This window comes from Providencia sp. PROV004, from assembly GCF_011045615.1.
In the GTDB taxonomy this organism is placed as follows: Bacteria; Pseudomonadota; Gammaproteobacteria; order Enterobacterales; family Enterobacteriaceae; genus Providencia; species Providencia rettgeri.
This window is the reverse complement of the sequence record NZ_CP042859.1, coordinates 1,478,069-1,497,514: the sequence shown is the minus strand read 5'-3', so window position 1 is coordinate 1,497,514 and position 19,446 is coordinate 1,478,069. Positions and strand designations below refer to the sequence as shown.

Annotated in this window: 16 protein-coding genes and 1 other RNA gene; 5 read left to right on the top strand and 12 right to left on the bottom strand. The window is 41.9% G+C overall.

Going from position 1 to position 19,446, the window contains the following annotated elements; translation table 11 throughout:
- Positions 1–64: 64 nt before the first annotated feature.
- From zapA to FVA69_RS06515, 3 genes are all read left to right on the top strand, one after another.
- Positions 65–394, top strand: coding sequence for a cell division protein ZapA (zapA, locus tag FVA69_RS06525; RefSeq protein ID WP_004913067.1), 330 nt, complete (start codon positions 65–67; stop codon positions 392–394).
- Between the two features lie 111 nt (positions 395–505).
- A non-coding RNA gene (ssrS, locus tag FVA69_RS06520) (6S RNA) lies at positions 506–687 on the top strand.
- A 119-nt stretch (positions 688–806) separates the two neighbouring features.
- Positions 807–1,400 (top strand): 5-formyltetrahydrofolate cyclo-ligase, encoded by a 594-nt coding sequence (locus tag FVA69_RS06515; protein ID WP_004913070.1) that lies wholly within the window; start codon positions 807–809, stop codon positions 1,398–1,400.
- Between the two features lie 38 nt (positions 1,401–1,438).
- Here the strand turns inward: FVA69_RS06515 and serA are convergent, their stop codons facing one another.
- Both serA and rpiA read right to left on the bottom strand, forming a co-directional pair.
- On the bottom strand, positions 1,439–2,689 hold the full coding sequence (gene serA, locus FVA69_RS06510; RefSeq protein WP_004913072.1) for a phosphoglycerate dehydrogenase: 1,251 nt from the start codon (positions 2,687–2,689) through the stop codon (positions 1,439–1,441).
- A gap of 444 nt (positions 2,690–3,133) precedes the next feature.
- Complete coding sequence (rpiA, locus tag FVA69_RS06505; protein WP_102137421.1) at positions 3,134–3,796, bottom strand: ribose-5-phosphate isomerase RpiA; 663 nt, start codon at positions 3,794–3,796, stop codon at positions 3,134–3,136.
- Between the two features lie 203 nt (positions 3,797–3,999).
- Between rpiA and FVA69_RS06500 the strand changes: the two genes are divergently transcribed.
- A complete protein-coding gene (locus tag FVA69_RS06500) occupies positions 4,000–4,914 on the top strand; it encodes a LysR family transcriptional regulator ArgP (RefSeq protein ID WP_164528559.1) in 915 nt (304 codons plus the stop codon).
- On the opposite strand, the gene FVA69_RS06495 is transcribed toward FVA69_RS06500, so the two are convergent.
- The 4 genes from FVA69_RS06495 to FVA69_RS06480 all read right to left on the bottom strand — a co-directional run bounded on the left by FVA69_RS06495 (position 4,911) and on the right by FVA69_RS06480 (position 8,007).
- A complete protein-coding gene (locus tag FVA69_RS06495; protein WP_164528558.1) occupies positions 4,911–5,645 on the bottom strand; it encodes an oxidative stress defense protein in 735 nt (244 codons plus the stop codon). The two genes, FVA69_RS06500 and FVA69_RS06495, sit on opposite strands and share 4 nt — an antisense overlap.
- 152 nt (positions 5,646–5,797) lie before the next feature.
- Entirely contained in the window at positions 5,798–6,433 is a 636-nt protein-coding gene (gene argO / locus FVA69_RS06490) for an arginine exporter ArgO (RefSeq protein WP_164528557.1), read from the bottom strand.
- Positions 6,434–6,628: 195 nt separating this feature from the next.
- Positions 6,629–7,501, bottom strand: a complete 873-nt coding sequence (gene mscS / locus FVA69_RS06485; protein WP_004913087.1) for a small-conductance mechanosensitive channel MscS — start codon at positions 7,499–7,501, stop codon at positions 6,629–6,631.
- A 140-nt stretch (positions 7,502–7,641) separates the two neighbouring features.
- A complete protein-coding gene (locus FVA69_RS06480) occupies positions 7,642–8,007 on the bottom strand; it encodes a YacL family protein (protein WP_004913091.1) in 366 nt (121 codons plus the stop codon).
- Between the two features lie 188 nt (positions 8,008–8,195).
- Here FVA69_RS06480 and FVA69_RS06475 point away from each other — a divergent pair, with 188 nt between their 5' ends.
- Positions 8,196–8,573, top strand: a complete 378-nt coding sequence (locus FVA69_RS06475; RefSeq protein WP_109912927.1) for a VOC family protein — start codon at positions 8,196–8,198, stop codon at positions 8,571–8,573.
- A gap of 66 nt (positions 8,574–8,639) precedes the next feature.
- On the opposite strand, the gene acnB is transcribed toward FVA69_RS06475, so the two are convergent.
- The 6 genes from acnB to aceE form a co-directional block, all read right to left on the bottom strand.
- The gene (acnB, locus tag FVA69_RS06470) at positions 8,640–11,237 is read right to left on the bottom strand and encodes a bifunctional aconitate hydratase 2/2-methylisocitrate dehydratase (RefSeq protein ID WP_123382314.1); all 2,598 of its coding nucleotides are present in this window, start codon (positions 11,235–11,237) and stop codon (positions 8,640–8,642) included.
- Between the two features lie 441 nt (positions 11,238–11,678).
- Complete coding sequence (locus tag FVA69_RS06465) at positions 11,679–12,035, bottom strand: VOC family protein (RefSeq protein WP_226537878.1); 357 nt, start codon at positions 12,033–12,035, stop codon at positions 11,679–11,681.
- 390 nt (positions 12,036–12,425) lie between these two features.
- Positions 12,426–12,749, bottom strand: coding sequence for a hypothetical protein (locus tag FVA69_RS06460; protein WP_042851637.1), 324 nt, complete (start codon positions 12,747–12,749; stop codon positions 12,426–12,428).
- Between the two features lie 481 nt (positions 12,750–13,230).
- Positions 13,231–14,658, bottom strand: coding sequence for a dihydrolipoyl dehydrogenase (gene lpdA / locus FVA69_RS06455; protein ID WP_004913111.1), 1,428 nt, complete (start codon positions 14,656–14,658; stop codon positions 13,231–13,233).
- A 204-nt stretch (positions 14,659–14,862) separates the two neighbouring features.
- Positions 14,863–16,728 carry a pyruvate dehydrogenase complex dihydrolipoyllysine-residue acetyltransferase gene (gene aceF, locus FVA69_RS06450; protein WP_123382315.1) on the bottom strand — a complete coding sequence of 622 codons (1,866 nt, stop codon included), beginning with the start codon at positions 16,726–16,728 and terminating at the stop codon, positions 14,863–14,865.
- Between the two features lie 13 nt (positions 16,729–16,741).
- A complete protein-coding gene (gene aceE, locus FVA69_RS06445) occupies positions 16,742–19,408 on the bottom strand; it encodes a pyruvate dehydrogenase (acetyl-transferring), homodimeric type (RefSeq protein ID WP_004913119.1) in 2,667 nt (888 codons plus the stop codon).
- Between the last annotated feature and the right edge of the window lie 38 nt (positions 19,409–19,446).

The following is a 19,446-nucleotide window of genomic DNA, read 5'->3' as shown; positions in this document are numbered from 1 at the left end:
CTTATCTATTAATTGCGCCAAATATGATGTATTTACGGCGAGTATTATTCAGTATGGAGGTATCATGTCCGCACAACCTGTCGACATCCAGATTTTCGGGCGCTCAATGCGAGTCAACTGCCCATCAGAACAAAAAGAAGCCCTTCTTGAGTCGGCTAAAGAATTAGAACAGCGCTTGCAAAATCTGAAAGATAGAAGCGGTGTCACCAATATGGAACAGCTTATTTTTATCGTAGCATTGAACGTCTGTCACGAATTAGCACAAGAAAAGACAAAAACGCGTGATTATGCTTATAATATGGAAGAGAAAATAAAAATGTTGCAGCACACAATCGAACAAGCGTTGCACGATCAGGTGAAAATTACTGAGAGGCAGGTATTGCCCCTAGAGTAAATCTGCTTATTAATCAGACACTAGTAGAAAAAAATATACAAAATTAGGGTTGCATTTTAAATCTAGTTTCGTACAATGAAATCACTGAGTAACGATAAGTTCTCAAACCAAATTTCTCTGAGATGCGCGTGAGTGGGCGAGTCCCCTGAGCCGATATTTCAACTAAATAGAATGTGGTTATGGCGCTGGTGAGCATGCCTGATTCGCTCAGGAAGCCTAAAGGTTGCTAAACTGCGTTCACCTTGAACCAAGGGTTCAAGGGTTACAGCCTACAACGGCATCTTGGAGACCCTCAATTAAGTTTCTGCTTATTTTTCATTTGTTTTCTACATAACCGTTCATCTTACGATATACTCTAAGTAATATAATTACTGGATTAACTGTTTTTATCGTATTTATAACAGGTTATCACATGCAAGATTCTCTCTCGACACAACGCCAGCTGGTACGTCAAACTATCCGTCAGGCACGCCGCCAACTAAGCCTTGAACAACAACAAAGTGCCGCTGAGCAAGTCATGCATAACGCATTACACCACCCGAAAATTGTACAAGCCAATAATATTGCTCTGTTTCTTTCTTTTGATGGGGAAATTAACACAAAGCCGCTTATTCATGCACTTTGGGCTCAAGGTAAGCAAGTGTACCTTCCTGTTTTACATCCTTTTAGTCGTCACCATTTGCTGTTTCTTCACTATCGTCCAGATAGCCAACTTGTTAAAAACCGATTTCATATTGATGAGCCACCACTTGATGTCAGAGATGTGCTACCACTCGAAAAACTGGATATCATGCTTATCCCATTAGTGGCATTTGATACTCAAGGGCAACGGTTAGGTATGGGAGGTGGGTTCTATGATAGAACTCTAGCAAATTGGCAACAAACCGGTTTTTATCCAATTGGCCTTGCCCATAATTGCCAGCAAGTCGAAAAGCTCCCTATCGCACACTGGGATATTCCCTTACCCGAAATTATTACGCCGCAAAAAATATGGCGCTGGTCATAAATACCCGCGCCATTATTTCACTCAATTTTTAGCGTAGTTTAGAATAATAAACGCGCACGAATGGTGCCTGGCAAGTCTTTTAATTTCTGAAGCGCTTCATCTGTTTGGTTTGGCGTTTGCATTAATACGTCAATAACCACATAACCTACATTACCTGATGTACGTAAATACTGGCCGACAACGTTAATATTATTTTCCGTGAATACTTGGTTAATACTATTCAGAATACCTGGACGGTTTTCATGAATATGCAAGAAACGGTTTGTATCTTCAGTATGCACTGGCAGAGAAACTTCAGGGAAATTAACCGCAGATAAGGTTGAACCATTATCTGAGTATTTCGCCAACTTACTTGCCACTTCTAGTCCAATATTTTCTTGAGCTTCTTCTGTAGACCCCCCAATGTGCGGCGTTAAAATCACATTGTCGAACTTAATCAATTCAGAGATAAATGGGTCATTAGGGTCATTATTTGCAGCAGGCTCGCTTGGGAAGACATCCACCGCTGCACCGGATAAATGCTTGCTTTCTAACGCTTCAGCCAGTGAAGGAATATCAACCACCGTTCCGCGTGATGCGTTAATGAAAATAGAGCCGGGTTTCATACGGTCAAATTGTTCTTTAGCAAACATATTTTTCGTACTTGGTGTTTCAGGTACATGTAAGCTCACAACATCGCTCATATTCAGCAGTTCAGTTAAAGAACGAACTTGTGTTGCGTTACCTAAAGGTAGTTTGTTTTCAATATCATAAAAGAAAACATTCATACCGATACCTTCAGCTAAGATCCCTAACTGAGTACCAATGTGACCATATCCAACAATACCAAGGCGCTTACCACGCGCTTCAAAACAGCCTTTAGCTTGTTTTTCCCAAATACCGCGGTGTGCTTGCATATTGGCTTCAGGAATGCGACGCAGTAAAAGTAATAACTGGCCTAATACCATTTCTGCAACAGAACGTGTATTCGAAAATGGTGCGTTAAAAACAGGAATACCGCGCTTTGCAGCGGCATCTAAATCAACTTGATTGGTGCCGATACAAAAGCAACCTACTGCAACGAGTTTTTCTGCTGCAGCGAAAATTTCTTCAGTAAGATGAGTACGGGAACGGATACCTACAAAACGTGCATCTTTAATCGCTTCTTTTAATTCTTCGTCGGATAACGCACTTTTGTGATATTCAATATTGGTGTAGCCCGCGGCTTTTAAGTTATCAACCGCACTTTGGTGCACACCTTCTAGCAGTAAAAATTTAATTTTGTCTTTTTGCAAAGATACCTTAACCATTTCCCTACCCTATCGTGAACGTACTTAAGATTTATAACAGATGAACATATGTGTTTGCCTAACATAGCTCAAGAGAGATGACATCTATCTACCTTGAGCTATGAGCGTATACCAACATAGCAAAAAATAGCGCAGTAGCAATACAACCGTTTGCTTAATGGGTACTAAAAAGCGCGAAGAAAAAGAAGTTAAATGGTAGAAAATCAGGGGCGGTAACACAAAATAAGGATTTTTCCTGCACAATGCCTATTTGTGTGAGATATATCACCAAAATAGCTCGATATAAAAAAAAATAAAATAAATTTCAAATTGATGATATTTATAAAACTGGTTAATTAATTTAGCGTTTATCAGCTCATAAACTAATTGCAAAATATTAGTAAAACAAAAAAGCCAGTGAGTATAATGCCACTGGCTTATTAGAATAATTGAATACGATAGAGATTATAACTTGATGGTTTTAACGCCTTCGTTTGCAGTTCCCATCAAAACGACGTCTGCGCCACGATTCGCGAACAACCCAACAGTCACGACACCCGCAATTCCGTTAATGGTATTTTCGAGTGCCACAGGGTCAACGATATTTAAATTATGGACATCTAAAATGACATTGCCGTTATCTGTAATTACATTTTGACGGTACTCTGGTGTACCACCCAGTTTAACCAATTCACGTGCCACATAGCTACGTGCCATTGGGATCACTTCAACAGGCAGTGGGAATTTACCCAACACATCAACTAGCTTAGATTGGTCAACGATACAGACAAAGGTTTTTGCAATTGCAGAAACAATTTTTTCACGTGTTAAAGCGGCACCACCGCCTTTGATCATATTCATGTGGTGGTCAACCTCATCAGCACCATCAACATAAACATCTAATGAATCTACTTCATTACAATCAAATACCGTAATACCCAATGATTTTAATTTTTGAGTTGATGCTTCTGAACTTGATACTGCGCCTTCTATTTGACCTTTCATTGTTGCTAATGCATCAATGAAGTGTGAAGCCGTTGAACCCGTTCCAACACCAACGATAGTGCCCGGTTTTACGTAATCAAGTGCTGCCCAACCTACCGCTTTTTTTAATTCGTCCTGAGTCATGCTCATGCCTTTTAAGATTTAATTGAGTCGTGATTAAGGTTATTAATAACTAGTATATACCGGACACCCAATAAGTTGCAGCCTTGTTCGTTGTATTTGTGTCATGGTTATTGGGATTTACGCCACAACAATAATATTTTTAAGTGTTGCGTGTAAAAATATGGCATAGTGCTTGGTAGAATAACAACAAGGAGATCTTTTTGATGAAGCGCCCTGACTATCGCGCATTACAAGCACTGGATGCCGTTATCCGTGAACGCGGCTTTGAGCGCGCAGCTCAAAAGCTCTGCATCACGCAATCTGCTGTTTCACAACGCATAAAGCAGTTAGAAAATCTGTTTGGGCAGCCATTACTTGTGCGTACCGTTCCGCCACACCCAACTGAACAAGGGCAAAAATTACTAGCACTGCTTCATCAAGTCGAATTATTAGAAGAGCAATGGTTAGGTGATGAAAATAGTGGCTCCACCCCGTTGTTACTTTCACTTGCCGTCAACGCCGACAGCTTGGCAACTTGGTTTCTTCCAGCCCTAAACCCTGTATTAGGCAATAGCCCTATTCGGTTAAATATTCAGGTTGAAGATGAAACACGAACCCAAGAACGTTTAAGACGCGGTGAAGTGGTAGGCGCTATCAGTATTCAACCTCAAGCCTTACCTGGTTGCTTAGTCGATAAACTTGGCGCACTGGACTATATTTTTGTCGCATCACCCGGCTTTGCGGCAAAATATTTTCCCGATGGCGTTACTCGCTCTTCGTTATTAAAAGCACCTGCGGTTGCTTTCGACCATTTAGATGATATGCACCAAGCCTTTGTTCAACAAAACTTTGGCTTGTCGCCGGGTAGTGTCCCATGCCATATCGTGAACTCCTCGGAGGCCTTTGTACAGTTGGCGAAACAAGGTTCGACCTGCTGTATGATCCCACATTTGCAGATAGCCAGTGAATTGGCGAATGGTGAATTGGTTGATTTAACTCCAGGGTTATGCCAACGACGCATGCTTTACTGGCACCGCTTCGCACCTGAAAGCCGCACAATGAAAAATGTGACTGACGCCCTATTAAAAACTGGGCGCCAGATGTTAAAACAAGAAGATGAACCAACAGCAAAAAGCTAGCGTTTTAATTCAAATACCACATCGACTTGGTCATTAAAATCAATACTCTGTTGTTCATAGGTTTCATCAATCTTGAGGTCTTGAGCAACAGAGGCTTTCATTGCCCCGCCGTAATTTCTTGCAGCGATTGGATATGGCACCGCCGCTGGCGCATTATAGTTAATGCTATACAATGGGCCTAACTGAACATTAAAGCCTTTCGCTAAGATATTGGCTTGTTCCGTCGCATTTTTAATCGCTTGAGACCGTGCTTCATCACGATACTGTTGCGGGTTAGCCACACCGAACTGTACTGAATTTATTTCATTGAGACCCGCAGCTAAAGCGCCGTCTAACAAGACATTAAGTTGGTCTAATTTCTTCACTTTCACTTCAACAGAACGTGTTGCCGTGTAGCCTTCGATAGTTGATTTTTGTTTCACACTGCTATAATCATATTTAGGCTGAGTTCGAACATTTGCTGCGTTAATATCTTGTTTTTCAATACCATTTTTCTTAAGAAACTCAAAATACTCTGCAACTCGCTTATCGACCCCAGCTTTTGCCGCTGCCGCATCTTTTGCAGTAACTTCCACCAAAATATTCAGCGTCGCCATGTCTGGAGCCGCCTTCACGATTGCGTTACCCGAAGTAGTAATGTGTGGACCATTCGGTAACGGGTCGGCCAATGATATGGTCGGAACCGTAGCACCTGCTACCATCGCAGCTAAAACTAAAGATTTTAATTTCACAGAACCTCCCAAGACAATTATTTATCGCTAAAAAAGGGATAATTAGTAATAAACTATCCCTGAGCTCAATTTAACAGTAACACATGGAACAAAAAGTACAGTCAGAATAATGAGAAATTGAACGTTATTGCTTGTCTGTTGAAGATATATTGTTATTGAGAAAGAAAACCGAGCCCTTTAAGCCCCTGTATAGCGAGTTGAAATGCAATAAACCACATCACGCTACCGACAAAAATATTAATAATGCGCTGTGAACGCGGTTTATTTAACACGGGTGAAAACCAAGCAGCAAGTATTGCTAACGCAAAAAACCACACAAAGGAAGCTGTTAAAGCACCCGCCGTAAACCAAGGTCTCAGCTGGCTTTCTAATTGGCCTCCCACACTGCCCAAGACAACGAAGGTGTCTAAATAAACATGAGGGTTCAACCAAGTGACAGCAAACAATGTGACAATCACTTTCCATCTCGTGATAGCTCGGTTTTCCGTTTGAAGTATTACCTCATCAGGGCTAAGGGCAGTACGAAACGCACCATAGCCATACCACATAAGAAATGCTACACCAGCCCATGTAATCAACTGCATTAATATTTCAGACTGGCTTAATAAAGCACTCCCACCAAAAACACCCGCGACAATTAAAGCGGTATCACTTAATGCACATAATAATGCGCTCATTAAATGAAACTGCTTTCGGCTGCCTTGCTGCAAGACAAAAGCATTCTGTGGACCTAAAGGTAATATCATTGCGGCACCTAACAGTGCACCCTGTAAATAGATTGAAAACATGCATTAATTCCGGTTTTTTATTCAATTAATATGCATGAATATTAATGAGAAAAAATCATTAGTGGAAATGATTAAGTCTAATAGGTCATAAGCATCACTTATAACTAAAAACAATTCAGTAAGAAGAATAGAGGTGTGAGAAATGAAAAGAGCCCATCAAAGACAGGCTCTTATTTTTAATGATACTGCTAAATATTACTCTGCAGGATCTTGTTTGATAGACGTATTTTGTTTATGAACATGAACATCCATTTGTGGGAATGGAATGCCAATATTATGTTTATCCAATGCTCGCTTAAACTCCTCAAGCAAATCCCAATACACCGGCCATGCATCACCATTGGTGGTCCAAAAACGTACTAAATAATTTAATGAGGATGGCGCCATATCATGTAAACGGATAGTCACGCCTTTAGCATGCTGAATACGGCTATCCGCAGCGACGATATCCCCTAAAACTTTTTTCACCACATCAATATCAGAATCGTAAGCAACACCAACAATAATATCTTGGCGGCGATTAGGCTCACGACTGGTATTAATAATGTTATCGGCAATTATCTTTCCATTAGGAATAACAATAATACGGTCATCTGCCGTTCTTAGCGTCGTTGAAAATATTTGTACATTTTGCACTGTGCCTTCAACTGCACCAATCGAGACATATTCTCCCGCTTTTAGTGGTCTAAATACCACCAGCAAAACACCTGCTGCAAAGTTACCCAGTGAGTTCTGTAACGCTAAGCCAACCGCTAAACCGGCCGCACCCATTACCGCAATCACAGAGGCAGTTTGTACGCCAATTTTCCCTAATACAGCAATTAAGGTGAACGCAACAATGGTATAGCGTGCAATCGCCGATAAAAAGTCACTGACTGTTGAATCAATGCCCTTCATGGTCATCACGCGATGTAAACCACGTCCGACCCATTTTGCAATCATCATCCCGACAATCAAGATAACGATAGCAGACACGATATTCACAACATACTGAACTAACAGATCTTGGTTTGCCACAAACCAATTCGTTGCATCATTCAACGCGCCTGTAACATCATCAGTATTCATATATATGCCCTTTAGGATCCAATTATCAATATTAATCCCAGCCAATTAATCTTTAACAAAGCGTTTAATGGCTGGCCGCACACTGCAAATAATAGCGGTGATTTATTGAAACACAAAACAAATCACTAAATAAAATTATTTTATCTATTTTCTATAACAAAAATACGATAATCTTTTAACATTAATAAGAAGTCATCAATACCGCAAAATGCAACACTTTCATTATCATAATAACTCATTCCTTCTTCCAACCCTTCTGTTTCAAATGATAGTTGGTTGGCACGGATCATCACTTCTTCATCATCAAGCAATAATGTATATTCGTGACCAATAAGCTCCCATTGTTTTTCACTACCTTTAATTTTTTCATAATTTTCTTCAATAGCATCTAACAGACTAAGGTTATTTTTAACCTCTTCATTAAGCCAATATCCAATAGCCTCATGATCCATCGAGAATTTAGCGGAGATAGCTCCGGTGATATCTTGGAAAAATTGGTAGTCCATATGCAGTCCCTCACTCTTGCGTTATTGAACCTAGTATAACGCGAGTCAAACCGCTTTGTTGAGAGGTATTACCACCAGAAAAAATAAAACGGAGTAAAGCATCGGTTTCAGCACATAAATCATATGATTCATTTACTATTAAATAGGCAAATAACTAAAATAGTCATAGTTCAAGCATAGGAGCCATAATGATCAATCGCTTAGACCATATAGTGCTAACCACAACCAACCTTGATGCCTGCATTGACTTCTACCAACGCGTATTAAAAATGGAAGTTGTTACCTTTGGTGAACAGCGCCACGCGCTAAGTTTCGGGCAACAAAAAATCAATATTCACCAATATGGAAAAGAATTCGAACCCAAAGCGCACTTGCCTGTGCCAGGCTCACTCGATTTATGCTTTATTAGTGATATACCGCTGTGTGACGTACAAAAACAGATTGAACAACAAGGTGTAAAAATTATCGAAGGACCAGTAAATCGTACTGGGGCAACTGGGGCGATCAGATCAATTTACATACGTGATATCGATTTAAATTTAATCGAAATTTCTGAATATATTTAACTAACTTATTAAATTGAAACAAAAAAGGCTCCTAAATCAGGAGCCTTCATGACTAATATTACCTGATTACACAGCTGTTTGGAAAATCACGCCATCCGCTTTTTCGGTATATTGTGATAATTGATCAAAGTTCAGATAACGGTAGGTATCCGCTGCTGTTTCATCGACCTTATCCATAAATTGCAGATATTCTGCCGGCGTTGGTAAACGACCTAATAAGGAAGCGACCGCAGCCAGTTCTGCTGATGCGAGGTAAACATTCGCACCTGTCCCTAAACGGTTCGGGAAGTTACGTGTCGAAGTGGAAACAACCGTTGCACCATCTGCCACACGTGCTTGGTTACCCATACACAGAGAACAACCTGGGACTTCAATGCGCGCACCACTCTTGCCAAAGACGCTGTAATAACCTTCTTCGGTTAACTGTGCTGCGTCCATCTTAGTTGGAGGCGCAACCCATAAACGTGTTGGTAATTGGCCTTTGTGGGAATCCAATAACTTACCTGCTGCACGGAAGTGACCGATGTTTGTCATACAAGAACCGATGAAAACTTCATCAATTTTCTCGTTTTGAACATCAGATAATAAACGTGCGTCATCTGGGTCATTTGGTGCACACAGAATTGGCTCTTTGATATCATTGAGGTCAATTTCAATCACTGCTGCGTATTCCGCATCTGCATCACCTTCTAGCAGTTGTGGGTCCGCTAACCAGCTTTCCATTCCTTTGATACGGCGTTCGATAGTACGACGATCGCCATAACCTTCCGCTATCATCCATTTTAATAGAACGATATTCGATTGCAGGTATTCGATAATTGGCGCTTTATCCAATTTGATAGTACAACCCGCCGCTGAACGCTCAGCTGACGCATCTGCTAATTCAAACGCTTGTTCAACTTTCAGCTCAGGTAAGCCTTCAATTTCTAAGATACGGCCAGAGAAAATGTTTTTCTTACCTTTTTTCTCTACGGTCAGAAGGCCGTCTTTAATTGCATACAATGGAATTGCATGAACGAGGTCACGTAAAGTGATACCCGGCTGCATTTCACCTTTAAAGCGAACCAATACTGACTCAGGCATATCCAGTGGCATCACCCCTGTTGCCGCAGCAAATGCGACTAAACCTGAACCCGCAGGGAATGAAATACCAATTGGGAAACGCGTATGTGAGTCACCACCTGTACCTACAGTATCTGGCAGTAACATACGGTTTAACCATGAGTGGATAATACCATCGCCTGGACGCAGAGAAACACCGCCACGGTTCATGATGAAATCAGGTAAGGTGTGGTGTGTTGTCACATCAACAGGTTTAGGATATGCCGCGGTATGGCAGAATGACTGCATGACTAAATCTGCAGAGAACCCTAAGCAAGCCAAGTCTTTGAGTTCATCGCGGGTCATTGGGCCAGTTGTATCTTGTGAACCTACAGAGGTCATTTTTGGCTCACAATATTCGCCAGGGCGAATACCTGGACGACCGCAAGCACGACCAACCATTTTTTGAGCTAATGAGAAACCACGATTGCTTTGTGCAACGGATTTCGCGTGACGGAATACATCTGTCGCTTCTAAGCCCAGAGATTCACGTGCTTTGCTGGTTAAACCACGGCCGATAATCAGTGGAATACGACCACCTGCACGAACTTCGTCAATCAGTACATCTGTTTTTAATTCAAATGTTTCTAGCAGTTCACCCGTTTCGTGGTTACGAACTTCACCTTTAAATGGATAGATGTCTATCACATCACCCATATTCAGTTTAGAAACGTCCACTTCAATCGGTAATGCCCCCGCATCTTCCATTGTATTAAAGAAGATTGGTGCAATTTTGCCGCCTAATACCACCCCACCGCCACGTTTATTTGGTACAAATGGGATATCGTCACCCATAAACCACAGCACGGAGTTAGTCGCTGATTTACGAGAAGAACCGGTACCGACGACATCACCCACGTAAGCTAATGGGAAGCCTTTTTTATTCAGCGCATCGATTTGCTTGATTGGGCCAACATTGCCCGCATCGTCTGGTTCAATACCATCGCGTGCGTTTTTCAGCATCGCTAATGCGTGTAATGGGATATCTGGACGTGACCATGCATCAGGAGCTGGCGATAAGTCATCTGTGTTAGTTTCACCAGTCACTTTGAACACAGTAACTGTCATTTTTTCTGCTAGCGCAGGGCGCTCTTTGAACCACTCGGCATTTGCCCATGATTCAATAACTTGTTTCGCGTGAACATTTCCCGCTTTCGCTTTTTCTTCTACGTCGTAGAAGTTATCAAACATCAGTAAGGTGTGGGAAAGTGCTTTAGCGGCGATTGGTGCTAGTTTTTCGTCATCCAGCGCTTCAATCAGTGCGTGGATGTTATATCCGCCCTGCATGGTACCTAACAGTTCAATGGCTTTTTCAGGGGAGATAAGAGGGGAGGAAGTTTCGCCTTTAGCTATCGCGGCTAAAAATCCAGCTTTTACGTACGCTGCTTCGTCAACACCAGGGGGGACGCGGTTGGTCAGCAGATCTAACAGGAAATCTTCTTCACCTTTGGGTGGGTTTTTGAGTAACTCTACCAGTGCAGCTACTTGTGACGCATCTAATGGCTTAGGGACAATCCCTTGAGCGGCACGCTCGGCTACGTGCTTACGGTATTCTTCTAGCACGACGTTCTCCTCGCTTCTTTGTTATTTATATACCCGGCTGTCTGCACCATACTGACAAAATTATCATCCGGTGCCAGGTCAGAGGAATTTGCTCGCATAATCTCAATGGCGGTAAAATTATGCCCAGCTTCGGGCGATCAGCATAGCAGAATTTAAACGTAATGTTAATTCATTCACAAGAAAGCAACATTTAACTACTAACTTTACGCCTTAACACTTCATTACTGGTTATTTTTCAGCTTAAGATACTATTAATCATCGTAAAACGCCGAAAAAACCATACTTTTTATAATGCATTTTAAAATTTAAAGCACCCTAATTAGTGCCTTTTTTCATCAGCTATCACAAATTATATTTTTTATCGCAATTTTATTTATATTACTAATTGATAAGGTAAATCATTGCGATTGGTTTTAATTTTTTTAAATATTTTAATTGGTTTTATTGTCCTTTTAGGCCAATTAAATTACCAAATGGATCTTCCAGTTGGCACATTCGATTGTTACTATCTATTAACATTGGCCCGCGGTACAGTTTTGCCCCTAGTTGAGTAAAATGCTCAAAAGCCAAATCAAAATTATCGACTTGCCAGTACAATACTGTCCCTTTTTTACCTTCACTGACTTTTTTATCCGCTTGCACCACTTCTATCGTGAAGTCTCCGACATGCAGTAAGGTGAAATCAAAATCAGGCAGATATTGTGCCTTTGCTTGTGGAAAAGCTTGCTGATACCAAGCCAAACCCGCTTGAACATCAGGTACATGAATTAAAATTGCAGTGGGTTTTAGCTCCATCATGCTCTCTTATTGATATGTATTATTTTGTTTTAGCTACACGAATGATTGAAAGTTAGTAGATGTAGATAAGGTGTAAACAATAGCCAAACCAGCATTTGCCTACACCATTAGCATCATCAAGTCAGATCATATTGCGTGTTTTTCTGATAAATAACGAAGAATGGCAGATGAACAGCCCTTGTAAATACACAAAAATTATTTATAGGTGCCCAACCGCGATCCCCCCAGCCCACTGCTCACCTCAAGCTGTAAGTAACTGAGCGAGCCCGGATTTAAAATAGGTAGTCGCTATATCCTTACATGCCAAGCTGAGCAACTGTTCATCCAGCTAGCTGAGGATGAGTAAAACCGTTAACAGAGATCCCAGCACTTGCTGGGATCTTTTAACTTTTAAAAATCAGACCACTCTGCGTAGCTAATATCATCTTCGGTTAATTCAGTGAATCCGTCTTGACTTAGCATTTTATTAAAATAAAGGATCGTGTCTTCTAGTGCCTTCTCAATAGTATCTCCATACCCAATAGCACATTCGGGAGAACCATCAAATTTTCTTTTTATTGCCAAGTCAGTCATTCCAGTAAAATTTCCGGATTGACTTTCATAAATTTTCACTTTCATTTTTGAATAAGGCAAAATAGGGATCATTGTAATTGTGAATTCAGCAACTGTTTTCTCTATACGGCCCACATTTTTAATGTTTAAATCATGCCACATAACGTATTCCTCTCTATTATTGTTTTCCAAACGATATTATCTTTCCTTCGATAAATATTTCCCGTCTTATAATAACGAGTTACGTTGTCTGTAGCCCCTCTTATCTTAGAGGCTTTAGCGCCTTTTAAACTTCTTGAAAACTCTTCAGCTTTTCGTTGATATTGTTCAATATCACTTGCACCAACTTCTTTTCCATGCTTTTCATAATGTTTCTGTAACGATTCTTCAGGTGAATTAAAACTACCTTTATTAACTGCATCTATACGTTATTATTAATAAAGATTCGGTCATTTAAAATTAAACACGTATTACTTATAGAACAATTAATATTGATTTTAATAAATAACAGAAAAGAGCCATGTGACTGATTGTTTATATTCAAAAAAACAAAAAAAGCCAATGTGTTTCCACATTGGCTTCAATTCGCTTTGGCGATAAGCAGCATACTAGAGATACTGTTTATCTGTGCGATTAAAGAAAATTATTTTTTCTTTTTCGCTTTTGCGTTTGGTAAATCAGTAATGCTACCTTCGTAAATTTCAGCAGCCATACCGATTGATTCGTACAGTGTTGGGTGAGCATGGATAGTCAATGCTAAATCTTCAGCATCACAGCCCATTTCAATTGCTAGGCCGATTTCACCCAGTAATTCACCACCGTTCACACCGACAACCGCACCACCGATAACACGGTTAGATTGCTTGTCGAAAATCAGTTTAGTCATACCTTCAGAGCAGTCAGATGCGATTGCACGGCCTGATGCTGCCCATGGGAAAGTCGCAACTTCATAGCTGATGTTTTGTTCTTTCGCTTCTTTCTCAGTTAAACCAACCCAAGCAACTTCTGGTTCAGTATAAGCGATAGATGGGATAACTTTCGGGTCAAAGTAATGTTTCAGACCAGAGATAACCTCTGCAGCAACGTGACCTTCGTGAACACCTTTGTGAGCCAACATTGGTTGACCAACGATATCACCGATAGCGAAAATGTGCGGAACGTTAGTACGCATTTGTTTATCGACATGGATAAAGCCACGATCGTCAACTTCAACGCCTGCTTTGCCTGCATCTAAGTTTTTACCGTTAGGAACACGGCCGATAGCCACTAATACAGCATCATAACGTTGTGGTTCTGCGGAAGCTTTTTTACCTTCCATAGAAACGTAGATACCGTCTTCTTTCGCTTCAACAGCTGTGACTTTAGTTTCTAACAGTAGGTTGAATTTTTTACTGATTTGTTTGGTGAATACTTTAACCACATCTTTGTCAGCCGCTGGGATGACTTGGTCAAACATTTCAACCACATCAATTTGAGAACCCAGTGCATGATACACAGTTCCCATTTCTAAACCGATGATACCTCCACCCATAACCAGTAGACGCTCAGGAACTTCTTTCAGTTCTAATGCATCGGTTGAATCCCAAATACGTGGGTCTTCATGTGGAATGAATGGTAATTGAATTGGACGGGAACCCGCAGCAATGATTGCGTTATCGAAATTGATAGTCGTGCTACCGTTTTCGCCTTCAACAACCAGTGTATTGGCACCAGTAAATTTACCTAAGCCGTTAACCACGTTAACTTTACGGCCTTTAGCCATACCAGCCAGACCACCCGTCAGCTGATTAATTACTTTTTCTTTCCATAAGCGAACTTTGGAAATGTCAGTTTTTGGCTCACCAAAAACGATACCGTGTTCTGCTAAAGCTTTTGCTTCTTCGATCACTTTTGCAACATGAAGTAAAGCTTTAGAAGGGATACAACCAACGTTTAAGCAAACACCACCAAGGGTTGAATAACGTTCTACTAAAACAGTTTCTAAACCTAAGTCAGCGCAACGGAAAGCCGCAGAATAGCCTGCAGGGCCTGCACCAAGCACAACGACTTGGGCTTTAATTTCAGTACTCATCATGACCTCTTTTTGTTTTGTCCAGCGGTACTGCTGAATAAACGATCTTCCACTGGAAAAGTACACACCGAGAGCAGTTTACAGAATTGTTAACACCCTGAAAAGGCTCATTTCGTGATGTAACTCCCAACCTTTCGTAGCAGCAGCAAAAAACTCTGCCTCAGCCTAAATAAAACAGACCGGCTCATTCGCCGGTCTTATTATTTACATCACTAAACGGCGAATATCGCTCATTAATTGCCCTACCAGGGTGATGAAGCGCGCTCCATCAGCCCCATCGATGACACGGTGGTCAAAGGACAGTGACATTGGCAGGATCAGGCGAGGAACGAACTCGCTACCATTCCAAACAGGTTTCATTGAAGAACGTGACAGACCCATAATAGCAACTTCAGGTGCGTTCACGATTGGTGCAAAACCGGTAGTTCCGATACCACCAAGGCTTGAAATCGTGAAGCAGCCACCTTGCATATCAGACGCAGTCAGTTTACCTGCACGCGCTTTCTTAGAAACTTCCATCAGTTCGCGAGATAACTCTAAAATACCTTTTTTGTTAACGTCTTTGAAGACAGGAACAACGAGGCCATTTGGAGTATCAACTGCAATACCGATGTTGATATATTTTTTCAGGAACAGACGTTGCGCATCTTCAGAAATGGAGCTATTGAAGCGTGGCATTTCTTCCAGAGCACGAGCAACCGCTTTCATGACAAAAACTAATGGAGTGATTTTCACATCCAGTTTTTTCTTCTCAGCTTCTTTGTTTTGTTGCTTACGGAACTCTTCAACTTCAGTGGTATCCACTTCTTCCATCAGCGTAACATGTGGGATCATTACCCAGTTACGGCTTAAGTTAGCGCCAGAAATCTTTTGGATACGACCCAGTTCAACCTCTTCGACTTCACCGAATTTGCTGTAATCCACTTTCGGCCATGGCAGCATACCTGGTAAACCGCCACCTGCAGCTGCTGGCGCTTCCGCACGTTTTACTGCATCTTTCACGTAAGCTTGAACGTCTTCACGCAGGATACGGCCCTTACGGCCTGTACCTTTCACTTTCGCTAAGTTAACACCAAATTCACGCGCTAAGCGGCGAATGACTGGAGTTGCATGTATGTATGCATCGTTTTCAACAAATTCAGTTTTGTTGTCAGTTGCTTTCGCTGGTGCAGCTTGTGCAGGAGCTGCCGCAGGAGCCGGAGCAGACGGTTGGGCAGCTGGAGCCGCTGCTGGTGCTGGTGCTGCACCTGCCACTTCAAAGGTCATGATCAGCGAGCCAGTTTTCACTTTATCGCCAGTCGCAATCTTGATTTCTTTAACTGTTCCCGCAAATGGTGCTGGGACTTCCATTGAAGCTTTGTCGCCTTCAACCGTAATGATTGATTGCTCAGCGGAAACAGTATCACCCACTTTGACCATCACTTCGGTAACTTCAACTTCATCGCCACCGATATCTGGAACGTTAACATCTTTAATTGCTGAAGCTGTTGGAGCCGCTGGTGCCGCTGCTTGTGCAACTGGAGCCGCAGCAGGTGCCGCGCCTGCAACTTCAAATACCATGATCAGCGAGCCAGTTTTCACTTTATCGCCAGTCGCAATTTTGATTTCTTTAACCGTTCCAGCAAATGGCGCAGGAACTTCCATTGAGGCTTTATCACCTTCAACAGTAATTAAAGATTGCTCAGCTTCGACTTTGTCACCGACTTTAACCATGATTTCAGTAACTTCAACTTCATCGCCACCGATATCTGGTACAGCGACATCTTTAGATGCTGCTGCGCTTGGTGCTGCCGCTGGAGCCGCTGGGGCTTCTGCAGGAGCAGGCGCTGCTGCACCCGCCTCCGCTTCGAATACCATGATTAATTTGCCTGTTGTCACTTTATCGCCAACAGCAATTTTAATTTCTTTTACCACACCCGCTTGTGGCGATGGGACTTCCATAGAAGCCTTATCACCTTCAACGGTAATAAGCGATTGCTCAGCTTCTACTTTGTCGCCAACTTTAACCATCACTTCGGTGACTTCAACTTCATCAGCACCGATATCAGGCACTTGGATTTCAATAGACATTGATTTTTACCTCTTATGCCAAACGTGGGTTAACTTTATCTGGGTTGATGTTGTATTTTTTAATCGCTTCTTCAACGACTTTTACATCAATCTCACCACGTTTAGCTAATTCACCTAACGCTGCAACGATCACATAGGATGTATCCACTTCAAAGTGGTGACGCAGGTTTTCACGACTGTCTGAACGACCGAAACCATCTGTACCCAGAACACGATAATCACTTGCAGGAACATATGTACGAACTTGTTCTGCGAACAGTTTCATGTAGTCAGTTGATGCAACTGCTGGTGCATCATTCATCACTTGTGCAATGTATGGAACACGTGGTGCTTCAGATGGATGCAGCATGTTCCAACGCTCACAGTCTTGGCCATCACGAGCCAGTTCAGTGAAAGAAGTCACGCTATAGACATCAGAACCAATTCCATATTCTGCAGACAGAATGTCAGCGGCTTCACGCACGTGGCGCATCATAGAACCTGAACCTAACAGCTGAACTTTACCTTTGCTACCTTCAACAGAAGCCAGTTTATAGATACCTTTACGGATACCTTCTTCTGCACCTTCTGGCATTGCTGGCATGTGATAGTTTTCATTCAGCGTTGTGATGTAGTAGTAAACGTTTTCTTGTTTCTCACCGTACATACGCTCTAAACCGTTTTGCATGATCACCGCAACTTCGTAAGCGAAAGCTGGGTCATAAGAAATACAGTTAGGAATAGTCAGTGATTGAATATGGCTATGGCCATCTTCATGCTGTAGGCCTTCACCATTCAGTGTTGTACGGCCTGAAGTACCACCGATTAAGAAACCGCGTGCTTGTTGGTCACCCGCTGCCCACATCAAGTCACCAATGCGTTGGAAACCAAACATTGAGTAGTAGATATAGAATGGGATCATTGGCAGGTTGTTAGTGCTGTATGATGTCGCAGCCGCTAACCAAGAAGAACCCGCACCCAGCTCATTGATACCTTCTTGCAGGATTTGACCTTTCGAGTCTTCTTTATAGTAAGCAACTTGCTCACGGTCTTGCGGAGTATATTGCTGACCTTTAGGACTATAGATACCGATTTGACGGAACAGACCTTCCATACCAAATGTACGCGCTTCATCCGCGATGATTGGTACTAAACGCTCTTTGATCGATTGGTTTTTCAACATGACGTTCAGCGCACGAACGAACGCGATAGTTGTTGAAATTTCTTTAGATTGTTCTTCCAATAATTGGCTGAAATCTGCCAGTGCAGGGATATCTAGTTTTTCGTCAAAGGTTGAGCGACGAGCGGGTAAATAACCACCTAGCGCTTGACGGCGCTCATGCAGATATTTGTACTCTTCGGAATCTTTTTCAAACGTAATGTATGGCAGTTTTTCAATTTGCTCATCAGCGACTGGTACATTGAATTGATCACGGAAATGACGAACGCCATCCATGTTCATTTTCTTCACTTGGTGAGCAATATTTTTACCTTCTGCTGTTTCACCCATACCATAACCTTTAATGGTTTGCGCTAAAATAACAGTTGGTTTACCTTTAGTTTCTTGTGCTTTTTTGAATGCAGCATATACTTTCTTCGGATCGTGACCACCACGGTTCAGAGCCCAAATTTCATCATCAGTCATATCTTTAACTAATGCTGCAGTTTCTGGGTAACGATTAAAGAAATGCTCACGTACGTATGCACCGTCACGTGATTTAAAGGTTTGGTAGTCGCCATCTAAGGTTTCGTTCATTAATTGAACAAGTTTACCGCTCGTGTCTTTACGCAGTAATTCATCCCAACGGTCGCCCCACATAACTTTGATAACTTGCCAGCCAGCACCATTAAAGATACCTTCTAGTTCATTAACAATTTTACCGTTACCTGTAACTGGGCCATCTAAACGTTGCAGGTTACAGTTGATAACAAATACTAAGTTATCTAATTTATCGCGAGTGGCGATAGTAATTGCACCTTTAGACTCTGGCTCATCCATCTCACCATCACCAAGGAATGCATATACGCGCTGAGCTGATGTATCTTTCAGTCCGCGATTATCAAGGTATTTCAGGAATTTAGCTTGATAGATAGCATTAATTGGACCCAGACCCATTGATACGGTCGGGAACTGCCAGAAGTCAGGCATTAATTTAGGGTGTGGATAAGAAGACAGACCATTTCCACCAATTTCTTGACGGAAGTTATTCATTTGCTCTTCAGTTAAACGGCCTTCCAAGAACGCACGTGCGTAAATTCCTGGAGAAATGTGGCCTTGGAAGAAGACTAAGTCCCCGCCGTCATTGTTATTGTGCGCGCGGAAGAAGTGGTTAAAGCACACTTCATACAACGTTGCTGATGACTGGAAAGAAGCCATGTGGCCACCCAGCTCTAAGTCTTTTTTGGAAGCGCGTAAAACAGTCATTACAGCGTTCCAACGAATTGCAGAGCGAATACGGCGCTCTAAATCCATGTTACCAGGGTATGCCGGCTCATCTTCAACAGCTATTGTGTTGATGTAATCAGAATGACCAGATGCACCAGCGGCAATATTAACACCGCCTTTACGTGCTTCGCTTAATACCTGTTCGATAATAAACTGAGCACGATCAACACCTTCTTCACGGATGACCGATTCAATCGCCTGTAGCCAGTCGCGAGTTTCAATCGGATCCACGTCATTTTTTAACATATCTGACATGGTGTATTCCTTATCTGTTATCTATTTTATATGTTTAT